The following is a 22,103-nucleotide window of genomic DNA, read 5'->3' on the forward strand; positions in this document are numbered from 1 at the left end:
TGTCCCCTTATTCAGTGGAATCTGTTCTTCGCGCTTGCCACCGGCCGTTCGCCACGCTCATTGGAATCCATCCCGGATGACGATGGCTTGACGTAGCTCCAGAGCAGCGCGCGCAAACGAGTCGCGAAAAACAATGCCACCGCCAGCAGGACAACCAGCAACCAAGGCAAGCCCAACAGCATCCACAACGTGGACACACTGGAAGCGGCTACCAATGCGCCAAAGAATCGGGTAATGGGAACATCGGAAGGCGTCGTCGAGGTTGCGGTCGCGGGAAACAAGGTTACTGCGACACGGTCGACCGTCAAGCCTTCGACACTATGCACCACCATATCCTTGACGGCAGGCAGAATCACCTGCATGTTCATATCGGCGCGGTGTTTCAGGAAAACAGAGGCTGAGGTAGGCTTGACCTGATTGGCTAAGGGATCATTGTCTGGCATGACGATATGCACGCGCGCAACCAGCACGCCGTCAATCTTGGACAACGTCGCAGCGAGTCCCTGTTCAATGCCATAGATGAAACGGATGCGTTCCTCGGCGGGAGTCGCGATCAACTGATTGCGCGCGAATAGATCACCCATGGTGCGATAAGGTTCCTCCGGCTCCGCATTCATCTTAAGCAATTCGATAGCGAGCGCCATCTTGCTCTCGCTGACCAAAATGCTGTATCCCTTTTCACCGTCCGCGCGCTTGTCTGCCTCAACGCCGCCTTTGAGCAGCGTTAGCAGAATATTGTTGGCTTCGCGTTCACTGAGCTGGTTATAGACTGCCTCCTTGCAACCCGACAAAAAAGCCAGTGATGTAACAAGACAGGTAAGTATCAGCCACCTTCTGAAATCAATTACAGAAAACAGATACTTCATGCGCGCAACATGCTCTGCACGGAATCTTCACTGCTTTTCGACCCCTGCCTGACCGCATCGACCTTCATCTGCATATCCAGAGAAATCATGGTTACCTTGGCCGCCGCAGCCGGGATTTCATAAGGCTTCAAATTACTCATGGCAGCAACTGCCTGCATCAATTCTTCACGATGAAATACATCGTCCAAACCATATTTCGCGGTATCGAAAGTCGCTGGACCATTCGTGCCATTTGCCTCGCCGAACGCCGCATTGGCTTGAGCAGGCTGACCATTCATCAAAAGCTGGAAGCGCTCGACGGTATTCTCGGAGACTGACTGATTAACCCAACTTGCTTCATGCTGTTCAGTAAGTTTGTTTAGTGCACTCGAATCGACCTGATTGTATATTTGTGCTCCACTCATTTTCATCCTCACGTTTTCATTCAACATGCCAAGCAATAGCACTCATCAGACCTGATGGTTGTAGTGCCGAAAAAATTGCAAACCCTCGGTGGGGGTCTTGTGCTCCCGGCTAGCTTGTTGCTGCTTGGCCAGGTCATAACAGGAACGAGCGACGTTCATCGCGTCTGTGTCGGTTTGGCGACTGAGCACGTGATCCAGCAGGGCCAAGGCTCCCGGTTTTTCCTGCTGCACCAGACAAACTCCCAATACCGACATGATCATCTGATTATCTGGAAATTTTTTTTGCAGAAACTGCAGCAATTCGATCGCTTCGTCTGCTTTGTCATAACGGGCATAGACGAGCGCCAGATTAATTTCGGAATGAGGTTGATCAGGCCTGATTTTCGCCAGGCCCGAAAAAATCGTCACCGCTTGGTCGGATAATCCCATTTCACTGGCAAGAAATCCCACCTCCGCTAAATGCTGCATAGCAGAAAGGGTCAAGACCTCTATGTTTTGTGTCATGGAATATCCGCCTGCAGTCGTGAATCGATGAAGGTTAAGCTCGACCTGCCTGTGCTTTGCTTGAGTCGTCTTGCGCTTTCTTGAGCGATTCCAGTGCAGCAGAAATCACCGATACATTGGCTGCGAGCGCAGGGATTTTTGCCGGATCGGTGTTGCTGTTCAAATCTGCAATAGCACTTTGCAATGCATTTGACTGGTTAGTCAGACCGCTTGTATTTACGCCTGAAACTGACATAGTTGGCTCCGAAAAGAAAAAGTCCCATGACGGGATCACTCATAAAAAACAACAGCCGGATGACTGCTGCGTAAAAAATCTATTTGGCGTGACACCTGTCCCAAAAACGGGCTATCACTTGCGCTGCTATTTCCGCTATTTCAAGCGCGGATTGGTTGACCGCGCATTCTTCAACGGACATCGGCTGCCGGAGATTTGCGCTTGCGTGAAGTTGCAAGACTTCAAAAACATGGCAATATTGGTCTCTAAGGATGCCGTGCTGGTCTTGCATCAGGCTTCGCGCCAGCGGCGTCATCATCGATTCGTGCGTGCTGTCGTTGCACTGATGTTCAGGAATCTTCATCATCTAGTTGCTTCCGACCCGGACCAGGAACCGTTGCCCATTGCGTTCCAGCTCGACCTGATCAAACTCAATCGCGACAAGCGCAAAGCCATCGACCACGTCACCTTCAGAAAATTTCAAACCGCTCGAATCAATGACGTACCGGCCACGCTTGCTCATCAAAATAGAAAGCTTGCGAGGAAAATTGGCGATTGTTCCAATCCCCGCGGACGCAGGCGATTGCAGGCGAGGCGCCTCTGATGCTGGAGAAGCTTGCGGCGTCATAACGGCATCCGCTTTTTCCGGACGTACACGCGCCTCCAGCGCCTTCACACCCACAACCTGGTGCGCCAGCACTTGCAAACGCACGGCCTGCGCTTGTTCATCTACGTCGTTATTGCAGCCGAGGCGCCCGTTCCCCCGGTAATTAACTATACAAGGCAAATTTTCAAGGTTCGCCAGGCGCGACAATGAAGACACCATCTGCTCCACGGAATACACCTCGATTTTTGGATGGTAGGTAGAGTTATGCACTGTCATGGTCAGCAGCTCATTTTGATAATTGCTTCCCACGTATCCGGTCAAGGCGAGCTCACCGCCTTGGGCACGATCGATGCGCAACTCACTGCCTGCGGGCGCAATCGACTTCAACCAGAGGCGGGCTTCGGTGAGGTAGGATTGCGACATATACGCGGATGACGGCAGCATTGCTGCATAGGCAATCCCCATCACGGCTAAAAAAACGCTTGCACCTCCCCCCAGAACTACATTGCGCTTCCAGCGTGGCATCAACAGCAATCCAGAAAAACCTGATCGCCAGGAGCGCTCTGATTTATTTTTTGCCATCAACGCTGATGCGGCATTATCAGTTTGCAACTGAGCCCAGTCAGTGCCTTTGTCACCCACGGCAAAATCAATGCTGCCGCAACGTACCGACTGCATATAGGTGATTTTTATTGTTTCACTTGGCGTCAGCTCTTTGCCCTGAATCGTGAGCGAACCATTGAGCGCGGTACAGATCAGGCCTGCGACCGTCAATACCAACTGGCAATGCTGGGCTTCAATCCCCTCGTCCACAAGCACCAGAGAACAGTCAGGCCGGCAACCCAAAATGAAGGGCACGCCAAGCTCCAGGCTGATCTCTGCCCCTTCATTAAATCCGTTAAGTATCTTAAGCGTTTTTTGTATCATGATTTTTTTTTGCAATGCCGTCATGTACTAAAAGCAGAAAACACTCAGAACCGTCTGCACAGCCATCGTGCGTGTCCTGAATTGTCAATATGTGCACCGAGCCTGTTTGCATCTATAAAATAAATGACGCCTCGCCATCTAGAATAGAACTGAACGCATTTCGGCCGAGGCCGGAAAACCGTAGCCAATTGTTTATGGCTGCCGGATAGATGTAGTCCGCTACGAGAAACTCATCTTAATTGCAAGAAAAATCAGAAATCTCCAAGGAAATCTCTGATTCGGCAAGCGCAGCCGCTTTCTGACCAGTTAAACGGGATATCCGCCATCAATACTCGCCTACGCTATTCAAGATGACATCAATACCACTCGGCATGGAACTGAACTGATGTCGGCGAGTGCCGGAAAACTGTAGTCAATTCGTTTGTGGCTAACCGATAGAAGCGACCCGGCTACGAGAAACTGATCTCAATCGCAAAAAAAAGAGAATTAAGCTGATGGCATTAATCTTTGCATTCAAGGCCATGCAGGGAAAAGTGTCAGCACGTCATCAGCAAGTCATCCCATGCGTGAACAGAACAGCAACACCGTGGAGATAATTCTTGTGCACAGTTCACGCATTCGATCTGAAAAGGCTCCGCCATGTACTTACACCTTGCCGGCCAGTCTGGCTGCACCATTCCGCCCGATGAAGGACATTTAATCGAAAGAGATTTTGAAAGTGCGTTCCCGGAAAAGACAGCTCTTGCCCGCCCCGTCGCCTCGATCATTGGGATCAATTCAAAACGTAACGCCGAAGAAATTGAGCAGACTGTTCATGCGGCGTTGCAATCGATAGGCTTGGACGGGTTCGGATATGGGCGATATTCTCGTTTGGGCGACACAATTCAAATCGTTGACTTCTTCGGCCATTTCGTCATGCCTCCTTGGGCAAAACGCTACATCGAACAGCGTTACTATGAGGTCGATCCACGCGTGCATTTTGCGTTTCGGCATGAGCTGCCGTTCGTATGGGATTTATCGTCCCTGAATAATTTAGGATGCATAGACAGATTGGCAAAGCGGTCCGCGCAATTCCTGACCGAGGCAGAGCATGCGGGTGTACGAAGTGGAATTGCCTTCGGCATCGCCAATCCCAGCACTGTTGAACACGCCTTCATCAGCTTCTACTCGGCGAAACCCACCAAGGAATGGATTGTCGACAGCGTTGTGGGACAGACTTATGCGGTCGGACTAAAGATTCATGAGCTGCTGACCCATCATGTACAACAAAATTTAAGAACTGACATCCAGATCGACTTGTCGGATGTCCAGCGCCAGACTCTGAAATTGGTTATCGATGGCGTGAGTCGACGGGAGATAGCCTATCGTCTCGATACATCACAGCAAAACATCGACTACCACATTCTCCAACTCCGGAAGAAATTCGGGGTGCGCAATCATGTGCAACTGGCCTACGTGGTAGGCCGCCTGATGCTCGCATGAGTTTGGCATCCTGTCGCCGCGACACGTGCAATCCCCTAAAAATAAAAAACCCGCCGATCCGTGAGTTTTCTCAAACTCACTAATCGACGGGTTTTTTGTGTCCGGAACAAACGGTCCGGATCGTAAAACGGCTTACGCGTCGCGCGAAGCCTTTTTACGCTCGTGTTCCTTCAGGTAACGCTTGCGCAGACGAATGCTCTTCGGCGTGACTTCGACCAGTTCGTCGTCGTCGATGAATTCAACTGCATATTCCAGCGACATTTCGATTGGCGGCACCAGGCGCACCGCTTCGTCGGTACCCGACGAACGGACGTTGGTCAATTGCTTGCCCTTGATCGGGTTGACGACCAGATCGTTGTCGCGCGAGTGGATGCCGATGATCATGCCTTCGTAGACCGGGTCATTGTGGCTGACGAACATACGGCCGCGGTCTTGCAGTTTCCAGATGGCGTAGGCAACGGCTGCGCCGTCGTCCTGCGAAATCAGCACGCCGTTGCGACGGCCGCCCAGTTCGCCCTTGGAGGTGTCGACCGGTGCGTATTCATCGAACACGTGGCTCATCAAGCCGGTGCCGCGGGTCAGGGTCATGAATTCGCCCTGGAAGCCGATCAGGCCGCGCGCCGGAATGCGATACTCGAGACGCACACGGCCCTTGCCGTCCGGTTCCATGTTTTGCAGATCGCCGCGGCGACGGCCGAGTTCTTCCATCACGCCGCCTTGATTCACTTCTTCGACGTCGACGGTCAGGTTTTCGTATGGCTCATGGCGCACGCCATCGACCATCTTGAACACTACGCGTGGACGCGATACGGCCAGCTCGTAGCCTTCGCGGCGCATGTTTTCGATCAGGATGGTCAGGTGCAATTCACCGCGGCCCGACACTTCGTAGGTCGAGTCGTCGCCTTCAGCCTGTACCACGCGCAATGCCATGTTGGCTTTCAGTTCGCGGTCCAGACGGTCCTTGATCTGACGAGTGGTGACGAACTTGCCTTCGCGGCCAGCCAGCGGCGAGTTGTTGACCATGAAGTTCATGGTCAGTGTCGGTTCATCTACCTTCAGCATCGGCAAGCCTTCCGGGAAATCCGGAGCGCAGATGGTGGAGCCGATGCTGATTTCTTCAATACCGTTGATCAGCACGATGTCGCCAGCCAGCGCTTCTTCAGTCAGCACGCGGTCCAGGCCGTGGAAAGTCAGCACCTGGTTGATGCGGGCCTTGGTCGGCTTGTCGTCCGGACCGTTCATCCAGATCACGTCTTGCAGCGCCTTGACTTTACCGCGCAGGATACGGCCAACGCCGATCTTGCCGACGTAGGAAGAGTATTCCAGCGAAGTGATTTGCAGTTGCAGCGGGCCGTTAGGATCATCTTCACGCGCTGGAACGTGCTTCAGGATGGCGTCGAACAAAGGTTCCATATTGCCGTCGCGGACGGTATCTTCCAAGCCTGCGTAGCCTTTGAAACCCGATGCGTAAATGATAGGGAAATCCAGCTGCTCGTCGGTTGCGCCGAGTTTGTCGAACAATTCAAAAGTCGCGTTCACAGCCTTTTGCGGATCGGCATTTTCGCGGTCGATCTTGTTGACGACAACGATAGGCTTCAAGCCCAGCGCCAGTGCCTTACGCGTCACGAAACGCGTTTGCGGCATCGGGCCTTCTTGCGCATCGACCAGCAGCAAAACACTATCGACCATCGACAATACGCGCTCGACTTCACCACCGAAGTCGGCATGGCCAGGGGTATCAACGATGTTGATGTGCGTGCCTTTGTATTCGACTGCGCAGTTCTTCGACAGAATCGTAATGCCGCGTTCTTTTTCAATAGCGTTCGAATCCATCACGCGCGCATCGACGTGCTGGTTGTCACGGAAAGTACCGGATTGACGCAACAATTGGTCAACCAGCGTGGTCTTGCCGTGGTCAACGTGGGCAATGATGGCAATGTTGCGGATAGCGCGAGGTGTGTTTGACATGGTCAGTTTGGAGATTGGAGAACTTAGTAAATGCGCAGATAAGGATTGCGCAGAATATATATAGCTACAAGTGCGGCCAAAATGCTCGCTAAGGCACTGCACTAGGCACAGCAGTTGTAGCGGAATTTGGGAGGCCGCGTATTATAGCATGACGCGCTGCACTACTTTATGAAAAGCCTTGTCTTTTCAAAGAGTTGCTGCCTCAATTGCAGCATGAATATTGCCTTAAAGATATTTTACACAGCCTGTACAGTGGCAATCAGACGTTCGGGAGCCAGAACCCCGTACTCATGCAACTGCGCGGTGCCCAGCAGTTGTCGAGCGGATACAGCATCCGCCGGCTGCAGATAAACCCGCACCCGTCCAGCCTCCGGCGGCAACGCCACACCTTCCTTTGTCAGCGTCAGGCGCTGGCCCTGCAAAAACCGTTTGGCCAATGGCTCGGATAACAACACTTCAGGAAACGTGAGGAGCAAGCTGTCGACCGGCGCCAGCAAGGCGCTGCGCGCGGCCGGTTCGGCGGCCGTCAATTGTTCCAGCGTGACGCAGCCGTCCAGCGTCAGATGGCCCACCTGGATCCGCCGCAGCTCTTGCAAATGGGCGCCGCAGCCGAGCGCAGCGCCGATGTCTTCGCCCAGTACGCGGATGTAGGTGCCTTTGCTGCAGGCTACCCGCAAACGTAGGAACGGCGCATCGTAGGCCAGGAATTCCAGTGCGTGGATGGTCACATCGCGCGCTTCGCGCTCCAGAGTGATGCCGGCGCGCGCGTACTCATACAGCGGCTTGCCGTCGCGCTTGAGCGCCGAGTACATCGGCGGCACTTGCTTGATCGGGCCGCGGAACTGCGCCAGCACGGCATCGATCTGTGCGCGGCTGAGATTGACGTCCTTGCGCTCCAGGACCTCGCCTTCGGTATCACCGGTGGTAGTACTCACTCCCAGATGGACCAGGGTTTCGTAAGTCTTGTCGGCGTCCAGCAAATCCTGGGCAAACTTGGTGGCTTCGCCAAAGCACAGCGGCAGCACGCCGGTGGCAAACGGATCGAGCGTGCCGGTGTGGCCGGCCTTTTGCGCGTTCAGCAAGCCTTTTGCCTTGATCAGTGCGTCATTGCTGGAAAAGCCGACAGGTTTATCCAACAGCAAAACGCCATTGAGCGGGACACGGATTCTTTTGGGTGGGCGTGATGCCATGGCAGCAAATACAGAAGAGGTGAAGAGAAGCGGAAACGGCTTGCCGTCGCCAGCAAGCCGTATCAAATTTGTGACTGATAATTATGATTGATAAATAAGCTTATCGCTTAGTCCTGCCCATCGTCTTTAGAACGTGTCGCGTTGGCCAGATCGATCAAACGCGACATCTCGACGCCGCGGGCTGTCGAATTGTCATGAATGAAATGCAAGGCAGGCAAGGTGTGGATAGACAAACGGCGGCCAAGCTGGTTGCGCAAGAAACCGGCAGCCTGGGTCAGGCCTTTGACGGTATTCGCAATTGCTTCGAGGTCGTCGTTCAGCATCGTGAAAAACACCTTGGCATGGGCGTAGTCCGGCGTCACTTGCACTTCGGTAATCGTAATCATGCCGACCCGCGGGTCTTTCAGCTCGAAGACGATGATCTCGGACAAGTCCTTCTGGATCTGATCTGCAACGCGCAGACCGCGGCCAGGAATGGATTTACTATGTTTAGCCATACTTTTATTCAGCGCTTGACACGCTATATCTTTCACAAATGAACTACCGACACTACCAACAACTGACCAGCGCTGCACCGGACACTAGCAAACGAAAATCGGGCTGTTAGGCCCGATTTTCCTGCCCTGCGCACCTTACCAGCTGCGTGTGCTTTACATATTACAGAGTACGTGCAATTTCTTCGACTTCAAAGATTTCGAGGTGATCGCCTTCTTTGATATCGTTGAAGTTCTTCAGGGTCAGACCGCATTCAAAGCCGGAACGGACTTCCTTGACGTCATCCTTGAAGCGTTTCAGCGAATCCAGCTCGCCCGTCCACAAGACCACGTTGTCGCGCAGCAGGCGGACCGAAGCGCCACGCTTGACCAGGCCTTCGAGCACGTAGCAACCGGCAATCGCGCCGACTTTGCTGACCAGCAGGACCTGGCGAATCTCGACCAGACCCAGGTTCTGTTCGCGCTTCTCCGGCGACAACATGCCGGACATCGCTGCCTTGATCTCGTCCACAGCATCGTAAATGATGTTGTAGTAACGGATGTCGACGCCGTTGGCTTCCGCCAGCTTGCGTGCCTGCGCATCGGCGCGGGCGTTGAAGCCGATAATGACGGCTTTCGAAGCGACTGCCAGGTTGACGTCCGACTCGCTGATGCCGCCGACGCCGGCGTGCACCACTTGTACCCGGACTTCGCTGGTCGACAGCTTTTGCAACGATTGCACCAACGCTTCTTGCGAACCTTGGACGTCGGTCTTGATGATCATCGGCAGGTTCTTGACTTCGCCTTCGGCCATCTGGTCGAACATGTTTTCCAGCTTCGCGGCTTGCTGCTTGGCCAGCTTGACGTCACGGTACTTGCCTTGACGGAACTGCCCAATTTCACGCGCCTTGCGCTCGTCTGCCATGACCATGACTTCTTCGCCGGCAACCGGCACTTCTGTCAGACCCTGGATTTCGACCGGGATCGATGGGCCGGCTTCGGAAATCGCCTTGCCATTTTCATCCAGCATCGCGCGGACCCGGCCATAGGCCGAGCCAGCCAGCACTACATCGCCGCGTTTCAGCGTACCGGATTGCACCAGGATCGTTGCCACCGGACCACGACCCTTGTCGAGCCGGGCTTCCACTACCAGGCCGCGGGCCGGTGCGGCTACCGCTGCTTTCAACTCCAGCACTTCAGCTTGCAGCAGGACTTGTTCCAGCAAGTTATCGATGCCTTCGCCAGTCTTGGCAGATACCGGCACGAATGGCGATTCGCCACCGTATTCTTCCGGCACCACTTGTTCCGCGATCAACTCCTGCTTGACGCGATCCAGGTTGCTGCCCGGCTTGTCGATCTTGTTGATTGCCACCACCAGCGGTACGCCGGCTGCTTTCGCGTGGGCAATCGCTTCCTTGGTTTGCGGCATCACGCCGTCGTCGGCTGCGACTACCAGAATCACGATATCGGTCGCCTTGGCGCCGCGAGCACGCATGGCGGTAAACGCTTCATGGCCCGGGGTGTCGAGGAAGGTGATCATGCCGCGCGGCGTTTCCACGTGATATGCACCGATGTGCTGGGTAATCCCGCCAGCTTCACCGGATGCTACCTTGGCGCGGCGGATGTAGTCCAGCAGCGAGGTCTTACCATGGTCGACGTGACCCATGACAGTCACCACCGGTGCGCGCGGCAGCAATTCGGCGTCGGTATGTTCTTCACCGTCGACCAGCAATGCTTCCGGATCATCCAGTTTCGCAGCGTGTGCGGTGTGGCCCATTTCTTCGACCAGAATCATCGAAGTTTCCTGGTCCAGCACCTGATTGATGGTGACCATCTGGCCCAGCTTCATCAAATGCTTGATGACTTCCGAAGCCTTGACCGACATCTTGTGCGCCAGTTCGGCGACGGTAATGGTTTCAGGAACATAAATGTCCTTGATGACCGCTTCTGTCGGCGCCTGGAAATTACTTTCGTGATCGTCGTTATGCGAACCACGGCGGCCCTTCGGACCACCGCGCCAGCCATCGCGGCCACCGCCGGTATTGCCGCGGGTCTTGATGCCGAGGCCGCGCTTCTTGGCCGCATCGTCTTGCCAGGTTGAAGAGACGTTGGCGGACTTGATCGATTTCTTGTCGACCACCACTTTTTTGTCGTCTTTCTTCTCGCCCGGCTTCTTATCCGCTGGCTTGTGCAAGGTGCCTTCGGCGGTCTTGGCCGGAGCTGCCACAGGCGCGACCGGCTCAGGCGCCTTGATGACCCTGCGCGGCGCATTCATCATCGCCTTGATCTGCGCAACTTCATCTTGCACGGCCTTGCGAGCACGTTCAGTAGCCGCGGATTTCTCGGCAGCTTCCTTGGCGGCTTGCGCAACTTTTTGCTTGGCTTCTTCGTTAGCCAGGCGTTTCTTTTCTTCGGCGGCAGGATCTTCCTGCTTGACAGGCGTACCCGCAGAGCCCGCTGCATCGCCGGCAACCGGAGCCTGCGCTGCGGCAGCAGCGGCTTTTTTAGCTTCGGTTTCAGCTTTCTTGGCGTCGTTTTCAGCTTTTTGCGCAGCCTTGGCTTGCGCTTCTTTCTCAGCTTCCAGCTTGGCCAGACGCTCTTGCTTCTCCAGCAATTCTGCTTCCTGGCGAGCGATCAATTCAGCTTGACGACGTGTTTCCTCAATCCGACGCGCCTGTTCCGCTTCGTCGATGACCGGTGCGGCAGGCGCAACCGGTGCTGCCGCTACTTCGGCAACAGGTTCATCGCGCTTGACGAAAGTACGCTTCTTGCGCACCTCGACCTGGATCGTGCGCGACTTGCCGGTGGCGTCAGCCTGCTTGATCTCGGTGGTTTCCTTGCGGGTCAGCGTGATTTTCTTCTTTTCGCTATCAGGAACCGCACCGTGCGAACGGCGCAGGTGTTCCAGCAGGCGATCCTTGTCTTCTTTCGACAAGGCGTCGTCAGTCGAATTTTTCTGGACGCCAGCCGACTGTAATTGTGTCAGCAGTAAATCCGCTGGCATTTTCAGTTCGGTGGCAAATTGGGCTACATTGTTACTCGCCATTCAGTCCTCTTTTTCTATGTGGCGCGGCAGACGATACGGAACCTCTCGGATCACTTGATCACTTGGCTTCCGCTATATTCCATGCCTTGGCCTGCAGGGCTTTGGCATGATCATCGTACTTGGCATCGATGAGTTTCATCTCATCGTCGGTCACATCTTTAAACTCTGCTTCAATCAAATGACGCGCACGGTCGGCTGATAAAGCCAGAATCGCGCCAAATTCGTCATAAGCCAAACCGGCGAACGCAGCCAATGTCTTGACCCCCGCCAAACCCAGCTTGCCGGCGGTAACCCGGTCCATGCCTTCGAAATTGACCAGGGCATCTTCCATGCCTTCCAGTCCTTCTTCCGAGGCAATCGCTTCTGTCACCAGCGCGTCGCGAGCCCGGTTACGCAGTTCGTTGACGGTATCTTCGTCAAACGAATCGATTTCCAGCATTTCGGTAATCGGCACGTAGGCGATTTCTTCCAGGCTGGCAAAACCTTCTTCCACCAGAATGTCGGCGACTTCCTGGTCGACATCCAGTTTTTCCATGAACAGGGTACGGATCGCAGCAGTTTCCACCGCCGATTTATCCGCCGACTCTTCCGCTGTCATGATGTTGATCTGCCAGCCGGTCAGTTCTGCCGCCAGGCGCACGTTCTGACCGCCGCGACCAATCGCGATTGCCAGGTTTTCCTCATCGACGACGACGTCCATAGCATGCTTCTCTTCATCAACCATGATGGAAGAAACATTGGCGGGAGCCAGTGCGCCGATGACGAATTGCGCCGGATCTTCAGACCACAACACGATGTCGACACGTTCGCCGCCCAGTTCGCCAGTCACGGCCTGCACGCGTGAACCACGCATGCCGACGCAGGTGCCGATAGGATCGATACGCTTGTCCGCGGTAAACACAGCGATCTTGGCGCGCACGCCAGGATCACGTGCTGCCGACTTGATTTCCAGCGAGCCTTGTTCGATTTCCGGTACTTCCAGTTCGAACAGCTTCATGATAAATTCCGGCGCGGTACGCGACAAAATCACTTGCGGGCCGCGTGCATTGCGGTCGATACGCAGGATAAAGGCACGGACACGGTCGCCGATACGCAGGTTTTCCTTAGGAATCGTCTGATCACGCGGCAAACGCGCTTCGATCTTGCCCGACTCCACGATGGCGTCGCCGCGTTCCATCCGTTTGATGGTGCCGGTCACCAGCGAATCGCCGCGCTCCAGGAAGTCGGCCAGGATTTGTTCGCGTTCAGCGTCGCGGATCCGTTGCAATACGACTTGCTTGGTATCTTGCGCAAAGCGGCGGCCGAATTCAACCGATTCGATCGGCTCTTCAATGTGGTCGTCGACTTCGACGTCGTCAATCTGTTCCTTGGCTTCGAACAGGAGGATTTCCTGGTCCGGCAATTGCAGACCCGCTTCATCCGGCACAACGTGCCAGCGGCGGAAGGATTCGAATTCGCCGGTTTCACGATCGATCGTGACGCGAATATCGACGTCGCCCTCGTAGCGTTTCTTGGTTGCCTGTCCAAGCGCGTGTTCAAGTGCACCGAACACAACATCTCGATCGACGTTTTTTTCATGCGCGAGCGCATCGACCAACAATAAAATTTCGCGACTCATGCTTTGCGACTCCTAAAATCCACTTGCGGCACCAAGTGTGCCTTGTCTACGTCAGCGAGCGTGAAATCCAACACCGCCGACCCATCTTTTGTTTCAAATTCGATTTTCAAATTCTCGCCGTCCGGTTCACCCAGAACGCCTTGAAATGACTTCCGATGTGCAGCGCCCGGCATCGGCATGCGCAATTTCACAATTGCTTCCTTGCCGGCAAAACGCACATAGTCGGCCAGTTTCTTCAGCGGCCGGTCCAGGCCTGGCGACGATACTTCCAGCCGCTCGTACACAACATTTTCTACCGTCAGTACGTGCAACAGTTGATGCGTCACTTTTTCGCAATCTTCTACCGTAATCTGGCCTTGCTCGGCATTTTCAGGCGTGAAGTCGATGTATACGCGCAACAAACCACGCGCGGCCTTTTCGAATTCGACCAGCTCGTAGCCCATGCCAACCACGGTTGTTTCAATTAGCTCCAGCAACTGCAAAGCAACTCCCTATAAATAATGCTACAGGCCCAGTAACCACGGGCCTGAATCTTTTTACCTACGCACACGTACAACTTAAAAGCAGCCAAAACGAAAAGCAAAAAAAAAATGGGCATCTGCCCATCTTCTTATCGTTTGTCATTCGAGCAGTTTCACGAGATCGGCTGCGAATTAATTTGAATTTATTTTCAATTTAATTCTGTCAATGACTTCTGTTAACTTGTAAATTATAAACGATTGGGCTATGTACCGCAATGCAGGAAGTTTGCATTTATTGACAATCACTCGTCAGCAGACGGTCAATTGATCATTATTGCAACACTTCCCGCCATTTCTTTGCAACCGTCCAAAGCAGAAAAATGCTGCATTGGACGACAAATCACCAATCAGCCGCGTGGACGACGGCGCGGCCCGCCTTGTGCGCCGTAATGTCCACCGCCTGTTTGTCCGCCAGCCGCCTTGTTGGGACGTGCAGGACGCGCAAAACCATTACCGCCGCCATTCCGTCGTTGCTGCCCGGCATCAGGGAAACCCAACGCAGTCTGCAAAGGATCCGGCTGCCGGCTACGCGGCTGACCGCCGCCTTGCGGACGACCTTGACCACCGCCTTGTGGACGACCTAGACCGCCACCTTGCGGACGGCCTTGGCCGCCACCCGGGCCGCGCCCCTGATTACCGCGCGGCTGACCGCCAAAACCCTGATCGCGGTAAACACCCGGGCCTTGCGGCGCGCTGTCGGCGCGATTGCCGTTAGGCTCGCGATCCCTGTTGAAATCGGGACGGCCCTTGCCGCCGCCGGCATTCTGGCCGGCCGCAGGCTTGTCGAGGCCATGCGCAGTCATCATGTCGCGTACAGCATTTTCATCCAGCTCTTCCCAACGGCCACGCTTGAGGCCGCGTGGCAGCGTCATGGCGCCATAACGGGTACGAATCAGGCGCGATACGGTCAGGCCGATGGCTTCGAACATGCGGCGCACTTCGCGGTTACGGCCTTCGCCGATCACCACGCGATACCATTTGTTGATGCCTTCGCCGCCGCCGTCGGCAATTTTCGTGAATTGCGCAACGCCGTCTTCCAGCTCGACACCGGCCAGCAATTTCTGGCGCATGCCCTGCTCCAGCTCGCCCAAAGTACGCACCGCGTATTCGCGGTCGATACCGTAGCGCGGATGCATCAGGCGGTTGGCCAGGTCACCCGAGGTGGTAAACAACAGCAAACCTTCGGTGTTGAAATCCAGGCGTCCCACGGCCAGCCATTTGGCCGCCTTCATATTGGGCAAACGATCGAATACCGATGGACGGCCATCCGGGTCGTTGTGGCTGACGATTTCGCCAGCCGGCTTGTGGTACACCAGCACCCGCGGCGGACGCTTGCTTACTTTGCGCTGCAACAACTTGCCGTTGATGCGGATTTGATCGGTTGGCAAGATGCGCTGGCCGATATGCGCAGGCTCGCTGTTGACCGAGACCCGGCCGGCGATAATCAGCTCTTCCATATCGCGCCGCGAGCCCAGGCCGACCTCTGCCAATACCTTATGCAGTTTAGGCGCATCATCTTCGGCGGTCAGATCACGCCGGACATTCTTTTGCGCAGCCTGGCGGCGGTCGTTCGCGTCTTCGGCGGTCACCAGCGTATCGAAAGACTCGGAGGTAACGAAGGAGAACACGTCATCAGCGTCGCCGCCACGGGCTCCCGGTTTGCCATTGCGCTGGCCGGGTTGTCCCGGCTTGCCATTCTGTCCTTGCGGCTTCTTGCCCTTTTGCTGGCGATCGCGTGAATTGCGGTCACCGCTACGGTCGCCACTGCGCTCAGCACCACGGCCGCTGTTACGGTCGCCACGCGGCTGGCGCGGTTCGCCGGCGGGAGCATCGGCACTTGGCGATACGGCCGGCTGACCTTCGGCCACAGCCACAATACCGGTCTCGACGGCGGAATCCGCCGCAGCCGCTGACGCCGACTCTTGCGCGCGCTGGGCGGCGCGGTTGCTACGCAAAGCGCGCGGCCCGCGTACGCCACGCTTGGCCGGCCGCTCGCGCGGCGCGCTTTCTGCATTCACCACGTTCACGAATGGCGCCGCTTCCACAGCCGCTGGCGCCACTTGCGCAACCACCTCGACGCTGGCAGCCGGCTCAGCCGCTACAGCCGCTTTCTTGCGCGGCGCAGCCTTAGGCTTGGCGGGCGCAACAGCTTCCACGGCGACATGCGCCACTTCCGATGCAGCACTACTCTCGCCGGCTGCCGCAGCTACTTTCTTGCGCGGCGCGCGCGGAGCGCGTTTGACCGGCTCGGCGACATCCGCAGAAGAGGTCTCAATAATAGCCGGGGCGTCAGCCGCGACCGTCGCAGCCTTGCGCGCTCTTGGCTTTTTAGCCGGCTTCGGTTCAGTGGCGGCTGTCGCGTCGACGACCGGTGCATCATTGGAACTAGGTGGGTTCATTATTCAGGTGTTGGTTATGCCGACCTGGCGTAGCTTCATCATCCGATTGGGACGCGTGGTCGTTGGTGTGGGTTTCATTCGATGCAACTGGCGCTACTTGTGAATGAGCAACTACTTCCTCATCCGCTTCCATCGCATTTTCCTTCGTGATTTCGGATGCATGTTCAATTGCATCTTCTGTAACCGGCTCTGTGTTTGCCGTTGTTTCTGCTGCTTCTATTGTTTCTGTCGTTTCTGCTGCTTCTATCGTCGATTCCGCATCAACTGCGACGGCATCTTGCTCATCCTGGCTGAGCGCTGCGGATTGCTGTTCCGCAGCGACTTCATTGGTTTCGAGCGCCGCCGCCGCATCCAGCACTGCCCTGGCTTCGATACTTGCTTCGAGATCGGCCTCCAATGCCTGCAGCTCCAGCAAACTGCCTTCCTGCATATCATTTCTGGCAACTTGCTGCAAGGGCGGCAACTGATCCAGCGAAGTCAGGCCAAGGTCATCGAGAAACTGCTTGGTGGTGGCAAACAATGCCGGGCGTCCTGGCACGTCGCGATGCCCGATGGCCTCGATCCAGCCGCGCTCTTCAAGCATTTTGACGGTTTGCGAATTGACTGTTACGCCACGAATTTCCTCAATGTCGCCACGCGTCACTGGCTGACGATAGGCAATAATTGCCAGGGTTTCCATCGTCGCGCGCGAGTATCTCGGCGGTTTTTCCGGATTCAGGCGCTCCAGGTAAATCTTCATCTCCGGGCGGCTCTGGAAGCGCCAACCGGTTGACAGGGCGACTACCTCAATACCCTTGCCAGCCCAATCGCTGCGCAATTCCTCCAGCATAGACCTGATCGTATCTGCATTGATTTCGCCGTCATCGTCACTGCCATCCACATCACCTGGCGCATACAGCTTTTTCAAGTCGTTAAGCGACAGCGGCTCGTGAGCACAGAGCAATGCAGTTTCGAGGACTTTCTTAGCCTCAATAATATTCATGTACGACGTAGTTTATTTAAATTTTATTAAAAAATTCGCAGAGCTCATGTCCAACCGAAGGCGCCTGCTGCCCTGGTTAAAGAAAAAGCTGTTGATACTGCTGTCCAGCGCCCGTTAGAGGAGGATTAATGAGGGCGGGGACAATAAGACTTGAATAAGACGGATAACACTGCGCCGCTCGTTCTTTCAATTTCGATCCGAGCGGCCCATAGCCATGACTACGCTATAAATTACTGGAACCGATCCTGTTGCTGATCAAAAATGTTAGTACACAGTTTAGCACAAAGCGGATGGGAAGGCGCATTGATCTTGCTGGCGTGGTTATTTGGCGATAGCCGGCAGGGGGATTTGCCGATTCGCTATCGCCGGTCTCAACCGCCATCGGAGCATAGTGTGAATAGCAGCCGACGGTCTTGCATTATTGCCTACTTATTGCTTATTTGCTTCCTACTTGCCAGTTACCTAGCACTCAGCTGCCGCGATAAGTCGAATACGACCAAGGCGACACGACCAGCGGCACGTGATAATTTTGATCGGCATGGGCGATCCCGAAAGCCAGTGTGACGCGATCGACAAAACGCGGACTTGGCAGGTCAATTCCCTGCGCAGCGAAATAGTCGCCCGCCGAAAATACCAGTTCATATTGCCCTGCCTGCATCTCTTCTCCCTGCAGCAGGGGCGCATCAACCCGGCCATCCTGGTTGGTCACGGCGTTCTTTAACAGGCTGCGGCCGGCAGACGTAACGGCATATAGTGCAATTTTTACACCGACACCCGGCTTGCCCTGGGTGATATCCAGAACGTGCGTGCTTAATTTTCCAACGGCGTTTCCCATGACTTTTCCTTATATCGATTAGTTGAAAACCAGTATCGATCAAATGATATACCGCAGGGTCCAGGTCAATATACTATCCGGCATATATTAATCATGGCTGCAGCGCACATAATCCTGAAAACCAAATAACATTCCAGGTCAAGCAATGACAATCAACACCGACCCAAACTATCCGCGCGACATGACCGGTTACGGCCGCACCCCGCCGCACCCGCAATGGCCGAACCGGGCTCGGATCGCTTTGCAATTCGTCCTCAACTATGAGGAAGGCAGCGAAAACTGCGTGCTGGACGGCGACGCCGGCTCGGAAACCTTCCTGTCCGAAATCATCGGCGCCCAGAGCTTTCCGGCGCGTCACATGAGCATGGAATCCATCTACGAATACGGTTCGCGCGCCGGTGTCTGGCGTTTGCTGCGCATGTTTGAAGAGCGCCGGCTGCCTTTGACCGTGTTCGGTGTTGCGCGCGCACTACAACGCAACCCGGAAGCGACTGCCGCATTTCAAGAACTCGGCCACGAAATCGCCTGCCACGGCTTGCGCTGGATCAGCTACCAGAATATCGACGAAGCCACCGAACGCGCGCATATCGCCGAAGCTGTCGCCGTGATCAGGCAACTGACCGGCAGCGCCCCGCTCGGCTGGTATACCGGCCGCGACTCGCCCAATACCCGCCGCCTGGTGCTGGAACATGGCGGCTTCAGCTACGACGCCGACCATTACGGCGACGACCTGCCCTTCTGGGAACAGGTCAAAGTTAGCGACGGCAACGGCCAAACCGTGCTCAAGCCGCAACTGATCGTGCCTTACACCCTGGATACCAACGACATGCGCTTCGCCGCCATGCAAGGTTTCAACTCAGGCACCCAGTTCTTCGATTACCTGAAAGACGCCTTCGATGTGCTGTACCGCGAAGGCGATCCGCATGGCTTGAATCAGCCGAAGATGCTGTCGATCGGACTACATTGCCGCCTGGTCGGCCGTCCGGGGCGTGCAGCAGCCCTGGCACGATTCTTGGATTACGTGCAGAGCCATGGTCAGGTCTGGGTGGCGCGTCGTATCGATATCGCCGATCACTGGCGCGCCACGCACCCATTCGGGGCATAAACGATTTTTTTACCGTCGTGGCGGTTCCACGCATTCACTACCCATCATATATATAAAAAAGATGGAATTATCAATAGAACGGAGACGACACCATGCATCAAACCCGCCAGCCATCCGGCAAATTATCCGCGGCCGCACCAACAAATCGCATGCGTAGAAAAGCTATGGTCACGCGCACGGCGGGCTGCCTGATCGCGCTGTCGGCTTTGGCCAGCATGCACTCGGCAAATGCCGCCGACTGGAGCGACACCTCCATCGGTTACCGCTATGGCACCAAGTTCGCCGAGCCGTACAACAATCAGGACATCACCAAAAACATCATCAATTTCACGCATGCCGACGGTTACAAGTACGGTAGCAACTACCTGAACGTCGACCTGCTCATGTCTGACCATAAAGACGACAATGCGCAGGAAGCGTATATCGTCTACCGCCATACGCTCGATATCGGCAAGATATCAGGAAAGGATTTTAAATTCGGACCGGTCCGCGGCCTCGGCTTCACCGGCGGTTTCGACTGGAATACCAAGAACGACAATAGCTATGCATCGAAAAAACGCATGCTGGTAGTGGGCCCGACGCTGATGATGGATGTGCCCGGCTTCCTCAACATCAGCCTGTTTGCATTATTCGAAAGCAACCAGCCTATAGGCGTCACCAGCCGCTACCGCTACGATACGCATCCGATGTTGAACCTGGCATGGGGCATCCCGCTCGGATCTTCCGCTTTTTCATTCGAAGGCTATGCGAACTGGATCGGCGCCAAGGGCAAAAACGAATTCGGCGGCCCTACTTCTCCTGAAGTCAATATCGACGCGCAGGTCATGTACGACCTCGGCACGCAGCTGGGCATGGGTAAAAACACCTTCAAAGTCGGTCTGGAATATCAATACTGGAGAAACAAGTTCGGCAATCCGCATGATGTCCCCGGTTCCCTGGCCAAAACGCCGATGATACGCGCCGAATATCACTTCTAAGCAGCAGCAAATGCTACGATGCAGGGAAGCGCCGCCACAACTACCAAAGCGGCCAAAACAACCCTGCATCATTTAACATTTGCAACCGCAGCTTTTGTGCTGACATCATGAGCTTATCCTCTGGCGGCCGTCCGGCCGCAATCAGCCAAGTCGAATGGCAGGTCCGCCAGGATCTGGCGGCCTGCTATCGCCTCTGTGCATTGAAGCGCTGGGACGACCTGATCTACACCCATATTTCCGCCACGGTACCCGATGAACCGGGGCATTACCTGTTGAACCCGTTTGGCTATCGCTTCGACGAGGTGTGCGCCTCCAACTTGGTCAAGATCGATGCCCAGGGCCGCATTGTCGGCGACTCGCCATATCAGGTAAATGTCAGCGGTTTTGCCATCCATGGCGCAGTCCATGCAGCCAGGGCTGACGCTGTTTGCGTGATGCACTTGCACAATACGCATGCGGTGGCGGTCGGTATCCAGGCCGATGGCTTGCTGCCGATTTCGCAGCACGCGCTGCGTTTTTATGAACAGATTGCGTATCACGATTATGAGGGACTGGCGCTCACGGCCAGCGAGCAAAACCGCATGGTCGAAAAACTCGGAAAACTGCCCGCCATGCTGTTGCGCAATCACGGCAGCCTGGTATGCGGGCGCACTATCGCGGAAGCCTACGTGCTGATGGATACCCTGGACAAAGCTTGCGAAATACAACTCCAGCTTAGCTCGGGCAGCGGCCGGCTGACCTTGCCGTCGCAGGCAATCTGCCGCAAGACCCGCGACCAGCTGCTGGGCGACGGCAGTCCAGAAGGTGTACTGGAATGGCCTGCCTTGCTGCGCAAACTGGATGCCATTGATGCGAGCTATCAACAATAATTTCGCTTCTTGATTTCTGCATCTTTTTGAAAGGATTTGTATGCCGACTTTTAACGTACAACTGTTTGAAGGCCGTAGCGTCGAGCAAAAGCGCGCCTTCGTCAAAGCCATCACTGAAGCCACCCGCAAGACGCTCGAATGCGGCCCGGAATCGGTGGATATCATCATCCAGGAAGTCAAGCGCGAACACTGGGCGACCGCCGGAAAACTGTGGTCAGATTGATTTTATAAAACACTGCTGCAAAAAAAAAGGAGCCACGTTATCGTCGCTCCTTTTTCATTTCAAGCTGCCTTAGTCTTACCATTAGTTCATCAGGCAAACTCGCCGATCTGCTTAACCACCGCATTACGCACCGAACCGCTCACCACAAACGACTGCGCCACCAGGATATCGTTGTGGAACCAGCGATCGCCTTCCAGGCAAGCCGGAATCTGGCGGCGGATTTCCTGATACGCCGCTTGCGTTCCCTTGCCCAGCACGAAGCCCGGCAACAGATCTTCCGTCATGGTCAACGCCTGCGCCGCCAGCAGCATCTCGACGCCGATGATGTACTGCGTATTGGCCACCACCGTCGCCGCCTTGCGCGCGCACCAGGTCGAGTTCGAGACGTGGTCTTCACTATTGCCCTTGGCCGGAATGCTGTCGACGCTGCCGGGCATGCACAGGGTGCGGTTTTCCATCACCAGCGAACTCAGCGAACATTGCACCACCGGATAACCGGTGTTGACGCCACGCACGCCGCTCATCAGATTGCGCGGCAAGCCCCACGACAAGGTCGGATCGATCAGGCGCGCGACACGGCGTTCGCAGATGCTGCCCAGGTCGGTAACCGCCATCGCCAGCAGATCCATCGCTTGCGCCAGGTATTGGCCGTGGAAATTACCGCCGGAAATGATTTCAAAGCCGCCGCCTTCCTTGTCGAAAATCAGCGGATTATCGGTAGCCGAGTTGATTTCCTTGTCGACGATATTGTCGATATAGTCGAGCGCATCGAATACCGGGCCGTAGACCTGCGGCGCGCAACGCAGCGAATACACATCCTGGATGCGCGCGCTGTAAGGGATATCGGTACGGCGCGTTTCTTCCGGAAACTGCACGGCCCGCGCTTCATGCGT

21 protein-coding genes are annotated in these 22,103 nt (G+C 55.4%); 5 read left to right on the forward strand and 16 right to left on the reverse strand.

All coding sequences use genetic code 11. From position 1 onward, the window contains the following. Positions 1–11 precede the first annotated feature (11 nt). The 6 genes from sctJ to BLV81_RS20125 all read right to left on the reverse strand — a co-directional run bounded on the left by sctJ (position 12) and on the right by BLV81_RS20125 (position 3,546). Entirely contained in the window at positions 12–866 is an 855-nt protein-coding gene (gene sctJ, locus BLV81_RS20100; protein ID WP_092359567.1) for a type III secretion system inner membrane ring lipoprotein SctJ, read from the reverse strand. Continuing rightward, positions 863–1,297: a hypothetical protein gene (locus BLV81_RS20105; protein WP_143036396.1), complete on the reverse strand. Its 435-nt coding sequence runs from the start codon at positions 1,295–1,297 to the stop codon at positions 863–865. The genes sctJ and BLV81_RS20105 overlap by 4 nt, the downstream gene beginning before the upstream one ends. 18 nt (positions 1,298–1,315) lie before the next feature. Beyond that, on the reverse strand, positions 1,316–1,774 hold the full coding sequence (locus BLV81_RS20110; RefSeq protein ID WP_143036397.1) for a tetratricopeptide repeat protein: 459 nt from the start codon (positions 1,772–1,774) through the stop codon (positions 1,316–1,318). Positions 1,775–1,808: 34 nt separating this feature from the next. After that, a complete protein-coding gene (locus BLV81_RS20115; RefSeq protein WP_092359572.1) occupies positions 1,809–2,009 on the reverse strand; it encodes a hypothetical protein in 201 nt (66 codons plus the stop codon). 79 nt (positions 2,010–2,088) lie between these two features. Further along, complete coding sequence (locus BLV81_RS20120; protein ID WP_092359574.1) at positions 2,089–2,355, reverse strand: hypothetical protein; 267 nt, start codon at positions 2,353–2,355, stop codon at positions 2,089–2,091. Next, a complete protein-coding gene (locus BLV81_RS20125) occupies positions 2,356–3,546 on the reverse strand; it encodes an FHA domain-containing protein (RefSeq protein ID WP_092359576.1) in 1,191 nt (396 codons plus the stop codon). Positions 3,547–4,161: 615 nt separating this feature from the next. Between BLV81_RS20125 and BLV81_RS20130 the strand changes: the two genes are divergently transcribed. Further along, positions 4,162–5,004: a helix-turn-helix transcriptional regulator gene (locus BLV81_RS20130; RefSeq protein ID WP_092359578.1), complete on the forward strand. Its 843-nt coding sequence runs from the start codon at positions 4,162–4,164 to the stop codon at positions 5,002–5,004. Between the two features lie 132 nt (positions 5,005–5,136). On the opposite strand, the gene typA is transcribed toward BLV81_RS20130, so the two are convergent. The 9 genes from typA to uraH all read right to left on the reverse strand — a co-directional run bounded on the left by typA (position 5,137) and on the right by uraH (position 18,036). Then, a complete protein-coding gene (gene typA / locus BLV81_RS20135) occupies positions 5,137–6,972 on the reverse strand; it encodes a translational GTPase TypA (RefSeq protein WP_092359580.1) in 1,836 nt (611 codons plus the stop codon). Positions 6,973–7,208: 236 nt separating this feature from the next. After that, positions 7,209–8,162 (reverse strand): tRNA pseudouridine(55) synthase TruB, encoded by a 954-nt coding sequence (gene truB, locus BLV81_RS20140; protein ID WP_092359608.1) that lies wholly within the window; start codon positions 8,160–8,162, stop codon positions 7,209–7,211. A 107-nt stretch (positions 8,163–8,269) separates the two neighbouring features. Beyond that, positions 8,270–8,659 (reverse strand): 30S ribosome-binding factor RbfA, encoded by a 390-nt coding sequence (gene rbfA / locus BLV81_RS20145; protein ID WP_014007418.1) that lies wholly within the window; start codon positions 8,657–8,659, stop codon positions 8,270–8,272. A 160-nt stretch (positions 8,660–8,819) separates the two neighbouring features. Continuing rightward, positions 8,820–11,681: a translation initiation factor IF-2 gene (gene infB, locus BLV81_RS20150; RefSeq protein ID WP_092359583.1), complete on the reverse strand. Its 2,862-nt coding sequence runs from the start codon at positions 11,679–11,681 to the stop codon at positions 8,820–8,822. A 58-nt stretch (positions 11,682–11,739) separates the two neighbouring features. Continuing rightward, positions 11,740–13,299, reverse strand: coding sequence for a transcription termination factor NusA (nusA, locus tag BLV81_RS20155; protein ID WP_092359585.1), 1,560 nt, complete (start codon positions 13,297–13,299; stop codon positions 11,740–11,742). Further along, a complete protein-coding gene (gene rimP, locus BLV81_RS20160; RefSeq protein WP_092359587.1) occupies positions 13,296–13,781 on the reverse strand; it encodes a ribosome maturation factor RimP in 486 nt (161 codons plus the stop codon). The genes nusA and rimP overlap by 4 nt, the downstream gene beginning before the upstream one ends. 386 nt (positions 13,782–14,167) lie before the next feature. Continuing rightward, positions 14,168–16,219 (reverse strand): 23S rRNA pseudouridine(2605) synthase RluB, encoded by a 2,052-nt coding sequence (rluB, locus tag BLV81_RS20165; RefSeq protein ID WP_092359589.1) that lies wholly within the window; start codon positions 16,217–16,219, stop codon positions 14,168–14,170. Continuing rightward, on the reverse strand, positions 16,206–17,201 hold the full coding sequence (gene scpB / locus BLV81_RS20170; RefSeq protein ID WP_092359591.1) for an SMC-Scp complex subunit ScpB: 996 nt from the start codon (positions 17,199–17,201) through the stop codon (positions 16,206–16,208). Before scpB ends, rluB begins: the two co-directional genes overlap by 14 nt. A gap of 469 nt (positions 17,202–17,670) precedes the next feature. After that, entirely contained in the window at positions 17,671–18,036 is a 366-nt protein-coding gene (gene uraH / locus BLV81_RS20175; protein ID WP_092359593.1) for a hydroxyisourate hydrolase, read from the reverse strand. 145 nt (positions 18,037–18,181) lie between these two features. On the opposite strand from uraH, the gene puuE reads away from it, so the two are divergent. The 4 genes from puuE (at position 18,182) to BLV81_RS20195 (ending at position 21,210) form a co-directional block, all read left to right on the forward strand. Further along, on the forward strand, positions 18,182–19,141 hold the full coding sequence (gene puuE, locus BLV81_RS20180) for an allantoinase PuuE (RefSeq protein ID WP_092359595.1): 960 nt from the start codon (positions 18,182–18,184) through the stop codon (positions 19,139–19,141). Positions 19,142–19,305: 164 nt separating this feature from the next. Beyond that, complete coding sequence (locus BLV81_RS20185) at positions 19,306–20,118, forward strand: outer envelope protein (RefSeq protein WP_092359610.1); 813 nt, start codon at positions 19,306–19,308, stop codon at positions 20,116–20,118. 107 nt (positions 20,119–20,225) lie between these two features. Further along, on the forward strand, positions 20,226–20,987 hold the full coding sequence (locus BLV81_RS20190) for a class II aldolase/adducin family protein (RefSeq protein WP_092359597.1): 762 nt from the start codon (positions 20,226–20,228) through the stop codon (positions 20,985–20,987). Positions 20,988–21,027: 40 nt separating this feature from the next. Further along, positions 21,028–21,210: a 4-oxalocrotonate tautomerase gene (locus BLV81_RS20195; protein WP_092359599.1), complete on the forward strand. Its 183-nt coding sequence runs from the start codon at positions 21,028–21,030 to the stop codon at positions 21,208–21,210. 89 nt (positions 21,211–21,299) lie between these two features. On the opposite strand, the gene BLV81_RS20200 is transcribed toward BLV81_RS20195, so the two are convergent. Then, positions 21,300–22,103: aromatic amino acid ammonia-lyase (locus BLV81_RS20200; RefSeq protein ID WP_143036398.1), on the reverse strand; the 804-nt coding region annotated here is incomplete at its 5' end.

Source organism: Collimonas sp. OK242, from assembly GCF_900107095.1.
GTDB lineage: Bacteria > Pseudomonadota > Gammaproteobacteria > Burkholderiales > Burkholderiaceae_D > Collimonas.